At 37.6% G+C, this 13,788-nt stretch carries 13 protein-coding genes and 1 pseudogene; 10 read left to right on the top strand and 4 right to left on the bottom strand.

Annotated elements, in window-relative coordinates:
- Positions 1-42: 42 nt before the first annotated feature.
- From ribH to GJU32_RS15385, 8 genes are all read left to right on the top strand, one after another.
- Entirely contained in the window at positions 43-510 is a 468-nt protein-coding gene (gene ribH, locus GJU32_RS15350) for a 6,7-dimethyl-8-ribityllumazine synthase (RefSeq protein WP_155592837.1), read from the top strand.
- 152 nt (positions 511-662) lie between these two features.
- Complete coding sequence (locus GJU32_RS15355) at positions 663-2,105, top strand: spore germination protein (RefSeq protein WP_155592838.1); 1,443 nt, start codon at positions 663-665, stop codon at positions 2,103-2,105.
- Positions 2,106-2,428: 323 nt separating this feature from the next.
- The gene (locus GJU32_RS15360; RefSeq protein ID WP_155592839.1) at positions 2,429-3,736 is read left to right on the top strand and encodes a Spo0B domain-containing protein; all 1,308 of its coding nucleotides are present in this window, start codon (positions 2,429-2,431) and stop codon (positions 3,734-3,736) included.
- 95 nt (positions 3,737-3,831) lie between these two features.
- Complete coding sequence (locus GJU32_RS15365) at positions 3,832-4,380, top strand: histidine phosphatase family protein (RefSeq protein ID WP_155592840.1); 549 nt, start codon at positions 3,832-3,834, stop codon at positions 4,378-4,380.
- Positions 4,381-4,393: 13 nt separating this feature from the next.
- Entirely contained in the window at positions 4,394-5,239 is an 846-nt protein-coding gene (locus GJU32_RS15370; protein ID WP_155592841.1) for a GNAT family N-acetyltransferase, read from the top strand.
- A gap of 70 nt (positions 5,240-5,309) precedes the next feature.
- Positions 5,310-5,531: a DUF2829 domain-containing protein gene (locus GJU32_RS15375; RefSeq protein ID WP_155592842.1), complete on the top strand. Its 222-nt coding sequence runs from the start codon at positions 5,310-5,312 to the stop codon at positions 5,529-5,531.
- A gap of 56 nt (positions 5,532-5,587) precedes the next feature.
- The gene (locus GJU32_RS15380; protein ID WP_155592843.1) at positions 5,588-6,343 is read left to right on the top strand and encodes a 3-oxoacyl-ACP reductase; all 756 of its coding nucleotides are present in this window, start codon (positions 5,588-5,590) and stop codon (positions 6,341-6,343) included.
- A 150-nt stretch (positions 6,344-6,493) separates the two neighbouring features.
- Positions 6,494-7,003 (top strand): QueT transporter family protein, encoded by a 510-nt coding sequence (locus GJU32_RS15385; RefSeq protein WP_155592844.1) that lies wholly within the window; start codon positions 6,494-6,496, stop codon positions 7,001-7,003.
- Between the two features lie 175 nt (positions 7,004-7,178).
- Here the strand turns inward: GJU32_RS15385 and GJU32_RS15390 are convergent, their stop codons facing one another.
- Positions 7,179-9,554, bottom strand: coding sequence for a copper amine oxidase N-terminal domain-containing protein (locus tag GJU32_RS15390; protein ID WP_230875070.1), 2,376 nt, complete (start codon positions 9,552-9,554; stop codon positions 7,179-7,181).
- A gap of 318 nt (positions 9,555-9,872) precedes the next feature.
- Positions 9,873-10,280, bottom strand: a pseudogene (locus GJU32_RS23845) (copper amine oxidase N-terminal domain-containing protein); the annotation flags it as partial.
- A 145-nt stretch (positions 10,281-10,425) separates the two neighbouring features.
- Between GJU32_RS23845 and GJU32_RS15395 the strand changes: the two are divergent.
- Positions 10,426-10,593 (top strand): QueT transporter family protein, encoded by a 168-nt coding sequence (locus tag GJU32_RS15395; RefSeq protein ID WP_230875063.1) that lies wholly within the window; start codon positions 10,426-10,428, stop codon positions 10,591-10,593.
- A gap of 42 nt (positions 10,594-10,635) precedes the next feature.
- Here GJU32_RS15395 and GJU32_RS15400 read toward each other — a convergent pair whose 3' ends face one another.
- Positions 10,636-11,979: a TldD/PmbA family protein gene (locus tag GJU32_RS15400; protein ID WP_155592846.1), complete on the bottom strand. Its 1,344-nt coding sequence runs from the start codon at positions 11,977-11,979 to the stop codon at positions 10,636-10,638.
- Between the two features lie 3 nt (positions 11,980-11,982).
- A complete protein-coding gene (locus tag GJU32_RS15405; RefSeq protein WP_155592847.1) occupies positions 11,983-13,371 on the bottom strand; it encodes a TldD/PmbA family protein in 1,389 nt (462 codons plus the stop codon).
- A 182-nt stretch (positions 13,372-13,553) separates the two neighbouring features.
- Between GJU32_RS15405 and GJU32_RS15410 the strand changes: the two genes are divergently transcribed.
- A complete protein-coding gene (locus GJU32_RS15410) occupies positions 13,554-13,778 on the top strand; it encodes a transcriptional regulator SplA domain-containing protein (protein WP_155592848.1) in 225 nt (74 codons plus the stop codon).
- Positions 13,779-13,788 lie beyond the last annotated feature (10 nt).

The following is a 13,788-nucleotide window of genomic DNA, read 5'->3' on the forward strand; positions in this document are numbered from 1 at the left end:
ATAACCGAAAATAAACTATCTATTTAAAAAGGAGAAATAAAAATGGGTCAAACATTTGAAGCACAATTAATTGGGACGGATTTGAAAATTGCAGTAGTAGTAGGTCGATTTAATGAGTTTATAACAAGTAAATTATTAGACGGTGCAATGGATGGTTTAAAACGCCATGGTGTAGATGAAGCAGCAATTGATGTAGCGTGGGTTCCAGGAGCTTTTGAAGTTCCTTTTATTGCGAAACAATTAGCAGAAACGAAGAAATATGATGCCATTATTGGTTTAGGTACTGTCATTCGTGGGTCTACAACTCATTATGATTATGTTTGTAATGAGTCAGCAAAAGGTATTGCCAATGTGTCCTTAACAACAAATGTACCTGTTATTTTCGGTATTGTGACTACGGAAAATATTGAACAGGCTATTGAACGTGCAGGCACAAAATCTGGTAATAAAGGCTATGATGCGGCGATGTCTGCGATTGAGATGGGAAATCTAAAGAAAATGATTGGTTAAGGTATTTTGAATCCTTGTTATATCATTTGTTTTCTTGAATAGTTTGAACAACCATGGGAAAAATATGCTTAAGTGTATTTATTGAATGTGATCTTTTTCATAAATGTACTAATCATGAGCTGGCTCAGTAGGAGATGAGGTGTATTTCATCTATGGAACAAATGATCAATTTGAAAATGTTGAAATCACTATTTCAACGCTCTGCTGATGTGATTTTCCAACAGTATAAATTTCAACAATATACAGTACATCTGATTACTTGTGATGCGATGTTCAATGAACAAATACTTCAGACAGTGGTTGTCCAACGGGTGCAATCATTATTGAGCAGTATCTCTGACGAAATGTTAGAGGAGCAAATTGAACAGCATTTACACATTCCGTATTTACAAAAGGTTTTAACGAAAGATGATGTCATTACAAGAGTCTATAAAGGCCATGTATTATTGTATTTTGAAGAAAGTCAGTTACTTTATTCTAGTGATATTTCGAAAAGACCGAATCGAGAGCCTGGGGAAACAACATTGGAATTAGTTGTTAAAGGACCTAGAGATGACTTTATTGAAGATGTTTTTATTAACATTGCTTTATTAAGAAAGCGATTACCCACTAATTCATTTAGTGTAGAGACATTAGAAATTGGGAAACGTTCTAAAACAACAGTAGCGGTACTTTATATGGAAGACATTGTGAACTTAAACATGTTGGAACAAATCAGATTACAATTGCAACAGATTGATACAGATATTGTTGTGAATGGTGATTTGTTAATGGAAACGGTCGAAAAGACTGCCTCAATTCTTCCGAGGCATGATTATACCGGAAGGCCAGATTTTGCTATTCAGGCATTAATTAGGGGAAGAATACTAATAATGATCGATGGTGTTTCGTATGCCATCATTACACCTACGAATATTATGCTTCTCTTTAAATCAGGAGAAGATAATGATTATCCTATCATTGTCAGTTCAATGGAACGACTGCTCCGAATTGTGGGGATATTAATCAGCATGCTGTCACCAGGTTTTTGGCTTGCATTAACGACGTATCATCAAGAACAACTCCCTTTTCTTCTTTTAGCAACAGTTGTTGAATCAAGAACGGGTCTCCCATTTCCAACGATTCTCGAAATATTAATGATGTTATTTATGTTCGAATTATTTCGTGAAGCAAATTTACGGCTTCCTAGAGCGATTAGTGGCTCAATAAGTGTAGTGGGAGGATTAATTATCGGTGATGCTGCCATTAAAGCTGGCGTGACAAGCCCATCGATGATTGTCGTGATTGCCATTTCTAGTATTGCTGCTTTTACGTTAGTCAACCAATCGTTTGTGACAGCCATGAGCATTTTCCGATTAATTATTATTATAGCATCCGCCTTTTTCGGTTTATTTGGCTTCTTTATGTCATTGTTTTTTATCCTTATATACGGAGCAAATATGCGTGTCTTGGGTGTTCCTTATTTAAACTTTAGTGCAGATCTCGAAAAAGACAATATTAAAAAGTCATTATTAAGAGTATCTCCAAAAGGCTATAGAAGAAGGCCATCCTTTTTAAATCCACAGGATCGAACACGTACTTCGAGTAAAAAATAAACAAAATTCATTGTAGATCAGGTATTATAGGTACCTGATCTATTTTTTATGACCTTTGATTTAGTGAACAATTAAATTTTTAAATCGTATAGGATATGAGACATGTAATGTTATTATTAACCTTTTTAGTTTACTTTCTTGTTAAGGATATTTAAACTATTGATTACGACTTGCAATTTTAGGTATCAATAAAATAAAAATTGATTTTATGTTTTAATTTATGTAGGATATACAAGCAATATTAGCTATACAAACAAAAAATAGAGTTAATTATTATATAATGATAATATAGAATATTAATAGATGAGGAAGTCCCGTTTTATATGAAAAATCGAAAAATAAAACTAATATTAATTCTATCAACGATTTTATTATGTTTGTTTACAAGTTTAAACATCATTACATCCTATGTGAAAATTAAAAAGACCGTTGAAGAGTCAATTGCCAATCAAAGTCTAGAGGCTGCCAATTCCATTGCTTCTTCTATTGATACAGATGCGTATCAGCAATTTTTGAAGAATCCACAGAAAAATGATTATTATTGGGAAGTAAGAAATTACTTAAATGACGCAAGAATAAAACTAGGGGCATTATTTGTTTATACCCTAAAGGTAGATAATCCAGAAGTATCGAGTGCGATGATTATGGGGCTACCGAATGAAATGAAAAAGGGCTTTGATATTGGTGAAGTTTGTACTGTCCCTGCAAAGCAAGTTAAAAAAGCTTATAATGGTGAAACCTATGTCACTGAGGTGATCCATGATTCTATACATGGTTCCTATTTATCGGTTGGAGCGCCAATTAAAGATGATACTGGTAAAATTATTGGTTACCTAGGTATTGATATAAGCGCAGATATGCTAAATGGTATTAAGGGAAAAGTCATTGAAGACAACCTGTTTATTTTAATTTTCAATGGTGTATTTATTTTAATTGTTATTGCTTCTTTTTTCTTTTTACAAAGATGGTATCAAAAAGAGGTAGCGAAGGAAGTTGGCGCTACTGAGGACACCTATCAAGCAGAAATCAAAACATTGATTACTTCTGTGTCGTCATTACGTCATGATTTCACGAATCATATTCAAGTTTTACATGGCCTTTTACAATTAGAAAAAACTGAACAAGCAAAGCAATATTTGTCCTCACTTTCGAAAGAAGTGCAAGCGATAAAGTCTTTAAAATTAAATATTGATCACCCAGGTTTATCCATATTATTGCAAACGAAAAAATTAACTGCCCAAAATCATAATATTGATATGGATTTTACCATCTCTCAAGACGAATTTAATAATATTAAAACGACAGATTTAATCAAGATTTTATCTAATTTAATAGACAATGCGATTGATGCTGCTATTGAATTACCTGAGGGGCAACGAAAAATTATGATTTGTTGTAACGCAGATGAGGCACAATATGAATTTAAAATTACGAATACTGGTCCAAATATTGTAGATCCTAACCAAATTTTTAAGCAAGGATTTTCAACGAAAAAAAATGAGAGTGGTAGATTAAGAGGACAAGGATTATTTATTGTTAAAGAAATTGTCCATAAATACAATGGTCATATATCTATTGATTCATCGAACCATTTAGAAACGACTGCCATTGTTAATATTCCAATAAAATAAGTGAAAAGCTTCCTACAAAATTGTAGGGAGCTTTTTTCTATTTGTAAGGCATACATTACAAAGTATAAAGTGATATGATGAAGGAGATGAAGAAAATGGAAAAGGATCTCCTAGCGTTATTAAGAGAGGGCAGGCTCATTTTATATGCAAGGCATGGGACGGCAACAGTCGGTGTAGATCGAGCGTATATGACTTTTCAAAGTTGCAGGAATCAACGAAACTTATCGGAATATGGTCGTAGGGAGGCTGTTTATTTTGGTCAGATAATGAGATATTGGCAAATCCCTATCTTGTCATCGATTACTGCTAGCTCTTTCTGTCGAACAATTGAAACGGCTCGGCTGGCATTTCCAAATGCTGATGTACAAATTGATCCCTTCTTGTTTGAAATATTTATGTTAGGAGGGCATCCTACCACTGTTGAGCAAACAGGTATATTAAAGGCTCTTGAATCCATGCTGGAAAGAATACCGCCACAAGGAATGAATAGAATGATGGTTGGTCATAGTTTTCCCAAAAATGTAGGTCTTGGTCAAATTTCGAATATGGGGACGGTTATTGTGAAGCCTAAAGGTCCAGGAAAAGGATATGATATCGTGGGGAAATTAACTATAGAAGATTTAGCAAAATTAGATTCAATTTGAAATGAGGGAGAATATGAAGTTCAAAACAGTATCACAATGCACATTAGAGGAAGTGTTGAAAGCTTGGAACAAAGGCTTCGAAGGATATTTTGTGGAAATCAATATGACGACAGACATGTTTTTACATCGACTGGTTGGGGAGGGGCTGTCTTCTGAGCATTCCATTGTCGTTTTTGATCAAGATGAACCGATTGCGATTGTCATGAACGGCTTTCGTACCATCAATGGCAAGAAAACAGCTTGGAATGGTGGAACAGGCATCTCTCCAATCTATCGAGGTAAAGGGGTTTCACGTATATTGATGGAAGAAACCTTAGCCATCTATGAACGAGAAAATGTAGAAATTGCTACACTGGAAGCTATCAAGGAAAATCAGGTAGCGATTGCTTTGTATGAGAAATACGGCTATGTTATTTCTAATCAATTACTATTTTTAAGTGGCGAATATGAAGCAAAAGTCGAATATACAAAAGACCTTCGTGTAGAAACCATTCGCCCAGAGCAACTACCCTATTTATCTTTTTATCAGGAAGATGTTCCTTGGCAATGTAGCTGGCATAGTGTGAAGCAGGGAGAAGCCAAAGTTTTCTATAATGAAGAAAATGAAGCGCTAGGCTATATGTTATACAGAACAGTATGGGATGGAAAAGGAGAGATAGAGCGTATTCTGCTCTACCAATTAGCGTTACTAGAAAATAGCAATGTAGAGTTAGTACCACACTTTCTAGCAAGTGTCACTACATCTAAAGTCAACATTACGGCAGTGAATCTCGTCTCAAACAATCCAGCAACGAGCTATTTTCTAAAAAATGGGCTTAAGGTGACGACAGAACAGGTACAAATGAAAAAACTATCCTAAGCAAGGTTGTCAATCAAATAAAAATCCAGTATACTAATGCGATAAAGAACGGAAATAAAGGATGACGTATATGACTTTTGAAGAAATATTACCACGCTTAAAAGCAGGAGAAAAAGTGATTCGTAAAGGTTGGGGCGGTGCAGAGCTATATGTGAAGCTAGTCGGCCAAAGTCAGCATGATGGTGAGACATTGAATCCTTATTTTTTAATTAATGTACGTGGAGAGGGCTATACAATGTTTACACCCACAGTATGCGATTTATTAGCGGAAGATTGGGTAATCGTAGAATAATGATAAGAGAAGCCATCTCAATTTTGAGATGGCTTCTTTCTGTAAGGAGTAATAGGATGAAATTTGAAGAATATAACACGAAGACCGTATTTATTACTGGTGCTGCTTCAGGTATTGGACATGCTCAAGCCATTGCTTTTTTAGAAAATGGGGCGAATGTATTTGGTTTTGATTTAGAGGAGCAGGGCTTAATTCATTTACAGCAACAGTATCCTGAGCGTTTTGCCTACTTAATTGGCACTGTATGTAGTCAACAAGATGTGGAGAGGGCATATCTAGAAGCCATTTCAAGATTTAAGCAAATCGATATTTTATGTAATACAGCAGGCATTTTAGATGGTTTCGCGAAAACGCTTGATACAGATGAAGCACTGTGGGATAAAATAATGAACACGAATGTGAAGGGGACGTTCTTTGTGACAAATACAATCTTGCCACATATGGTAGAACGTGGCACTGGTATTATCGTCAATATGGCGTCGATTGCTGGGCTTGTTGCTGGTGGTGGCGGTGCTGCCTATACAGCTTCTAAGCATGCCATTGTTGGCTATACGAAGCAGCTAGACTTAGATTATTGTCGAGCAGGTATTCGCGCGAATGCCATTGCACCTGGGGCCATTCAAACACCGATGAATAAAGCTGATTTTGAAGGAGATGGGGAAATGGCTAAATGGGTAGCTGACGAAACGCCTGCAGGCCGATGGGCAAAGCCTCATGAGGTCGCTAATTTAACCCTATTTTTAGCAAGCTCAGCTGCAGATTACATTCATGGTACTGTGATGCCAATTGATGGTGGTTGGCTAACAAAATAGCATTGTTCAATTAGATATTCTTCTGCTATAATACGCAAGTAAGCAAAAATTGCTTGCACTACGGCACTTCAGATAGGGCATTTAGCTCTCTTCCTTTGGTCGTAGTTATTACTAAAATAGCAACGAGCTATTTTACAAAGGAGAATAAAATTGAATACATCTATTGTAAAAGATTCAAGCCGTATTTCTGTAAGTGAACTTACAAAGACGGCACTTGTTGCAGCTCTATACGTCGCTGTAACGGTTTTATTGTCAGTTATTAGCTTTGGCGCAGTCCAGTTACGTTTGTCAGAGATGTTTAATTATCTGGCATTGTACAATAAACGCTATGTTGTAGCGGTGACGATTGGCGTAATACTCGCAAATTTTATGTCACCAACATGGATTTTAGATGTACCGATCGGTGGGATTGCGACGTTCCTTGTTTTAATTCTTTGTAGGAATGTCACAAAAAAAATGACAAATGACATTGCAAAAATGGTTGTAACCGCATTGATTTTTGCTGTCTCCATGTTTACAGTTGCAGGACAACTAACAATCATGTATGACCTTCCTTTTTGGGCGACATGGTTCACAGTGGGCGTTGGGGAATTATTGTCTATGACTGTTGGTGGTCTGACGATTTACTTATTAAACAAAAAAATAGATTTGTCCAAATAATTTAATATATATAAAACGCATGATCATAGCATTATTCTGAATTTCGTAACTACTTGATGCAAGTCCTTTAGACCAATCACTCTAAGGATAATATGTTTGCAACACACAGCAAGAAGGGACTCCCAATGGTCCATAAAGAAACATTGGGAGTCCCGCTATAAAGAAATTCTTTGTCCTATTTGTTAATTTGATTATCTTTGGACGCCTCACCATTGGTATTATCAGGCTTTGCCAGAAGCTGCACCGAATTAATGGACGAGTTTGATAGTATATAATTTCCTTTTACCACAGCTAAAACCTTAGCAACATATTCTGTGGATGAAGTGAGTGGGTTACCAAATGCATCTAATTCTATACTTAGATCTTGACTTACATTGGAGAGGCCATTCTGATAAATTCTAGTACTATTATTATTGTTAATGGCATTACTTTCTTTGAAACCATCTGCTGCATTTTTAGGTAACATAAACACTCTATACTCCGTTACGTTTTGTCCGTTTTTGATATCGAAGCTAATTGTAATATCGGAATATTTATTTTGCTCCCCTTGAACACTCAGTTTCACATTCTCCACCGTTACAGGTGCTGAACGCTCCACTAAAGTAATAGAAGAAGATGGGAAGGATAAGTTATACATTGCCTTAGAATTTCCATCACCTATGGACAATATATACACGCGATATTCTTCACCATTCGTTATAAGTCTTCCATCCGTATCTCTACTACCAGCTCCCAAACTCATACTATATTGGCCTTTACTTAAATCGGTATAATTAGTGACTTTCATAGCTGCGTTCACATCAAAGCCATTTGCTTTTGATGCGGGTACAACAAGAATACGGTAACTACCTATATTTGATTCATCAGAAGGCTTCGAGAACGATATTTGTAAATCTCGACCATCTCCATTATCGCCAACATCGCTTACATTAATATTGCTTACCGCCTGAACAGCTTTACTTTTACTAAGTGTAATTACAGGCGAAGCAGACGATAGGGCATAGGTATTTGGAGAGTTTCCGTTGGAAACAGTCAGTACATAGACGTGATAGCTAGTTCCTTCTGTAATAAAATTACCGCGCACGTCCCTAGTTCCATCCAACGTTCTAGTTGCAGCTATATTCCCACCTTTGTTTTCAGTGATGTAATAATTGCTACTATTGGCTTGTGAAAGATTAAAGCTGCTGTAATAAGCTGTCGGTACGATTAGAATTCGATAATGATTGACATTTGATTCATTAGAAGGCTTCGTGAACGTTACTTGCACATCACGGCCATCTCCATTATCACCTATATCTGCAACATTCAGATTGGTTACAGCCTGCACATTAAAGTTCTTATTTAGCGTAATCGTAGATGTCTGCGCAGATAGAGTATTGCTTCCTATTCCATTCGCTACAGTTAAAACATAGATACGGTAGCTAGTACTTTCTTTGATCGTATTACCGCGCACATCCCGAGTATTTTCAGATAAAGCCTGCTCATACGTGGAATTTCCAGATTTGTATACAGTCGTGTAATTGCTGCTGGATACATTATTTGCTTCCGTCAGACTGAAGTTATTGTAATTTGCTGTTGGTACAACTAGAATCCGATAGTGACTAATATTTGACTCGTCCACAGCTTTATTGAAAGAGACAAAGAGGTCACGTCCGTTGCCATAATCACTTACATCGCTAGCATTGAGATTCGATACTGCACCCGCATTGCTGCTAAATAGCGTAATCGTATTGGAGGCTGAAGACAGCGTGTTATTCGCTGAGTTATTTGCTACGGCCATAACGAATACACGATAGCTAACTCCATTCTGAATGGCATAACCGTCAGTATCTCTTGCCCCTGAAGAGAGCACCTGAGTAATATTGTAGCCTGTCTTGTTTACTTGTGTGTAATAAGTGTTAGATAAACTGTTCGCCTTCGTCAATGTAAAGTTCGAATAGTTGTTAGCTCTTACTACAAAAATTCGGTAAGCGTTGATATTAGATTCATCGGACACTTTATTAAAGCTAACGCTCAAATCTCGTCCATCCCCAAAGTCATTGACATCATTCACCTGTGTAATAATCGGAGAAGACATTGTATTTTGACTAAGTGTTACTGATGATGAGGCAGACGACAGCTTATTGCCCACTGAATTCGTATTACTTACAGACAGAACGACCGCTGTATAAGGTTCGTTATTCTTAATGAAATCACCAGAAGTATCACGTGACGAGGAAGACAATGTTCCTGTCAAAATACTGCCGTTACTTCCCGATTTATTCACTGTTGTATAGTAACTGCTTGATAAATTATTTGCAGTAGTGAGGTTAAAATTGCTAGCATCCTTGGTCTTTACGATAAACACACGATAATTGGCAGTATTGTTATCATTCTGCGGACGAGTGAAGCTAACAGAGACATCGCGTCCATCGCCAAAATCGTTAATATCGCTAATTTTCACACTTGTTACCTCTGTTACTGAAGACAAATTGGTTAAGGTAATCTTTGGAGAAGAAGTCGATAGAACGCTAGAATATGAACCTTTCCCAACAGCAAGTATACGAACCACATATGGCTGATCATTTCTAATGTAGTCTCCATCCACATCTCGAGAATTCTGTGATAAAGTGACAGCAAGGTTCGAACTTGAAGTAGATACCACTGAATAATTAGAAGGGGAGACTTTCAAAGCAGATGCCAAATTAAAGCTTTTTGAAGCCTTCAAAACCATAACCCTATAATGATCGACGTATGATTCTGTAGACGATTTAGAAAAGCTAACCTCCATGTCACGCCCATCCCCCTGATCATTTACATCTCGGACGGACACATTACTAGGAGGAGAAATACTGATATTGCTTGGAGTGTCAGATTTAATAGTTACGGTCTGATTTCTTGAGTTCCAGTCAACCTCCTGACCAAGAGCTTCACTAACGAAGCGGACTGGTACCATTGTTCTGCCTCTTAATATTTGGGCAGGTACATCAAGCGTAACTGTCTGGCCATTAATAGTAGCTGTCTTCGATTTCATCTTGAGAACTACTGTTGTATCTCCTTTAATCCCTGTTACTGTTTGACTCCTTGGATCCCAATTTACATTGGCACCCAATGCCTCAAAGATTGCTCTAAGTGGCAGCATAACACGCCCTTGAATCATCGCTGGCGGCTGATCAGTCTTCAATTGAACCCCGTCCACAGTAATTGTGATGGCTTTAGCCGCTTGTGCGATTGCCGGTTGCAGCAATAGCGGTACAATAAGCATCGCTGCAAAAAATAAAGTCCATATTTTTTTCATAAATTCCACCCTTCCTCATGCTATATGACTGACGCAGCATGACAACTAATTTAACGTATCAAAGGTCTAAAAGTTTCACCATTTTACCTACTAATGAAAATTTAACCATTAATGGCTGTGTCGCTGTATTTTCTGAGTTACTGCATTGATTTTTGCTGTCTCCATGTTTACAGTTGCAGGACAACTAACAATCCTTTATGACCTTCCTTTTTGGGCGACATGGTTCACAGTGGGCGTTGGGGAATTATTGTCTATGACGGTTGGTGGTCTGACGATTTATTTATTAAATAAAAAAATTGATTTATCAAAATAAAACGAGCGAGCCTCCTTTAAAGGGAAGCTCGCTTTTATATGGTTATTCAACGGTCACAGCTAATTCTTTGACGACTAATGATGGTGAACCATGACCATTTGGTAGGAAGTAAAGATCTGAGCTAATTGCTTCAATATCTTTTAGTAGTGTAAAGAAATTACCTGCGATAGTCATTTGCTTCACTGGTGAGGCAATCTTACCATCTTGAATATGGAAACCCCTTGCTGCAACAGAGAAGTCACCTGAAATGCTATTCGTACCAGAATGAAGCCCTGATAAATGGGTAATTAGCACACCTTCCGATAAAGAGGCGATTAATGTGTCCTGTGTGTTTTGACCAGGTGCAATATAAAAATTTTGAGGGGCGATGGACAAAGAGTCTTTATAGGATTCTCTTTGTGCATGACCAGTTGTCTCACAGTCATCTTTTTTGGCTGTTTTTCGATTATGCAAGAGTGTTTGTAATGTCCCATTAGCAATGATGGCTTGTTGTTTTGTGGCAACTCCTTCACCATCAAAATTGCTACCGGACAACGCTTCAGGATGATACGGCACATTGAGGAGTGTCAATGTCTCGGCTGCGACTTGCTGACCCACTTTACCTTTTAGCAATGACTGATTTTTTTGTGCCTTATCGGCAGAGAAAATAGTCATAAAGGTACTGAGTAAGGATGCGGCAGCATCTTGCCGAAGTATGATTGGATATTTACTAGAAGGGATGGATTGCTCACCTAAATTGGCAAGAGCCTCCTCAGCAACATTCTTGGCAATGGCATCTACATCAAGAGCATGAAAATCTCTTGTCGTTTTTATATAGCTACCTGATTTTAATTCGTCACCTTCTTTGACAACAGTCGAAAGGTAGAGGACTAAGCCATTTTCCTTATGAGATAAAGCAAGATTTTTACTATTGGCTAATGTCCGCTCAGTTGAATAGGATTGTAGTATACAATAATCGAGCGTGACAATGCGTGGGTCATATGCTCGGATTTTTTCCTCAATTGCACGAAGTAATTCAATTTTTTCAGGAATACTAACGGCCTCTAGTTCCTCGTTATAAAAAGAATGTTGAGCATATTCTTGGCTACCTTCAAAAATAGAGATGTCTTCATGCTCATCGAGTATTTCTGCATTAGCTTTCACATAATCAATTAAAAAAGAAATAGAATCATCATCTACTTTTTCAGTATATGCATAGCCCATTTTCCCGTTATAAACACCTCGAAGACTAAGACCACCATCCTTGGATGTTTCGTAGCTATCTAATTCACCTTCATAAAGTGTGCATTGGAAAGAAGTTTTATGTTCATAATAGACCTCTGCTTCTGTTAATCCAGCTTGCGTTGCTTGTTGTAAAAGCTTATCTTGATACTGTGCAATGTTCATGTTTTATTCCCCCTTTGTTCCACCAACAGTTATTTCACTCACACGAATCATCGGCTGGCCTACATTGACAGGAAGACTGCCACTAAGAGAACCACACATGCCTGCTCCATGTGCGAGATTATTTCCAACTCGATCAACTAGCTGCAATGTTTTAGCGCCATTGCCAATGAGCGTTGCGCCACGCACAGGTTGTTCAATTTTGCCATCTTTGACGATATAGGCTTCCATCACTGCAAAATTATAATCACCAGTGGAAGGAGAGACTTGTCCACCACCCATATATTTTGCATAAATACCGTACTCCGTAGACGCGATGATATCTGCTGGTGTTGAAGTACCTGGTGCGATATAAGTATTGGTCATACGTGATGTTGGGTTAAATCTATAAGATTGCCTACGGGAAGAGCCTGTCGGTTGGGCGTTCATGCGCCGAGCATTAAATTTATCTATTAAGTAGCCCTTTAAAATGCCATTTTCAATTAAAACGTTTTTCCTTGTTTTTTCTCCCTCGTCATCAATATTTAGCGATCCCCATTCATTCTGAAGTGTGCCGTCATCAATATATGTAACGATTTCAGGAGCCACTCTTTCACCAATTCGATTAGCAAAGACGGAATTGTTTTTAGCAACAGCTGTTGCCTCTAAGCCATGACCACAAGCCTCGTGGAAAATGACACCACCAAATTCATTATCAATGATAACAGGGAATTTTCCGCTAGGACATTCATCTGCATGAAGCATAGTGACGGCAATACGTGCAGCTTCGCCTGCGTAGTGGTTGAGATCAAGTTGTTCAATGAATTCAAAGCCTGCATGTGCACCTGGGCCATAGAAGCCAGTTTGTACTTCAGTCCCTTCTGTAGCCGTCGCTTGCATACTAAGTCTACTGTAAACACGCGTATCCTCTACAAATTTACCTTCAGAGTTAGCAATCAGTACGTTCTGCTGTTCGTCTAAATAGCGAATGCCTACTTGGCTAATACGTGGGTCATAATTTCTAGCTATTGCATCAGCTTGCCGCATAATAGCCGTTTTACTTGTGTGCTCCACTGTATTGGGCATACGTAGGATTTGATGAATAGGTGTAATAATTTCTTTGCGGAGAGGGTGAATGATGCCTGACTCATCTCCTTTGATAGCTAGTGCTGCTCGTTTTGCAGCTGCTAGCAAGCCTTCCTCTGAAAAGTCATTCGTGTAGGTATAAATACTTTGTAGACCTGAAAAAATTCGGATGCCGATCCCGAAATCACGTCCAGCAATACTTCGTTCAATTTTTCCATCCTGCAAAAAGTATTCATTTACATATTTATCTTCAATGAAGATTTCCGAAAAATCACCACCCGTAGCTAGGGCAGCTTCAAGTACATTTTCAATAATGGATTGTTTGATCATATAATTTCCTCCTTTTCTTGATTATACCAAATTATTAAAAAATTCTGTATTGTGAAAATCTACTAGTTTGTAATGATGTAGATAAACCACACAAATTAATGTATATTACCAATATAATTTTTTATGACATATTTTTTGTACAATTTCACCAAACTAATGGAAAGACAGAGGAAGGTGAAGAGATGCAGCAACCATATAATGTAGGTGATATTGTTTATATTTTTTACCGCAATCCGCATATTCAGGATGTAACGAATATACAGGAAGCGGCAGTGGTCCATCATCCAGAGCAACCAGAGGAGCTAGCACTATTTTTATTTGAAACGTATTATCCGATTTCGAATGACATGTTGATTTTTTCAAGTGAGATGGCGGCTGAGCAAGCCTATCATCAGTATTTTCATTAAGGGGGACTAA

This window comes from Lysinibacillus cavernae (genome assembly GCF_009724685.1).
GTDB lineage: Bacteria > Bacillota > Bacilli > Bacillales_A > Planococcaceae > Lysinibacillus > Lysinibacillus cavernae.

Coding starts and splice junctions, on each gene's coding strand:
- ribH (WP_155592837.1), top strand. CDS start 43: ATGGGTCAAACATTTGAAGCACAATTAATTGGGACGGATTTGAAAATT.
- GJU32_RS15355 (WP_155592838.1), top strand. CDS start 663: ATGGAACAAATGATCAATTTGAAAATGTTGAAATCACTATTTCAACGC.
- GJU32_RS15360 (WP_155592839.1), top strand. CDS start 2,429: ATGAAAAATCGAAAAATAAAACTAATATTAATTCTATCAACGATTTTA.
- GJU32_RS15365 (WP_155592840.1), top strand. CDS start 3,832: ATGGAAAAGGATCTCCTAGCGTTATTAAGAGAGGGCAGGCTCATTTTA.
- GJU32_RS15370 (WP_155592841.1), top strand. CDS start 4,394: ATGAAGTTCAAAACAGTATCACAATGCACATTAGAGGAAGTGTTGAAA.
- GJU32_RS15375 (WP_155592842.1), top strand. CDS start 5,310: ATGACTTTTGAAGAAATATTACCACGCTTAAAAGCAGGAGAAAAAGTG.
- GJU32_RS15380 (WP_155592843.1), top strand. CDS start 5,588: ATGAAATTTGAAGAATATAACACGAAGACCGTATTTATTACTGGTGCT.
- GJU32_RS15400 (WP_155592846.1), bottom strand. CDS start 11,979: ATGAACATTGCACAGTATCAAGATAAGCTTTTACAACAAGCAACGCAA.
- GJU32_RS15405 (WP_155592847.1), bottom strand. CDS start 13,371: ATGATCAAACAATCCATTATTGAAAATGTACTTGAAGCTGCCCTAGCT.
- GJU32_RS15410 (WP_155592848.1), top strand. CDS start 13,554: ATGCAGCAACCATATAATGTAGGTGATATTGTTTATATTTTTTACCGC.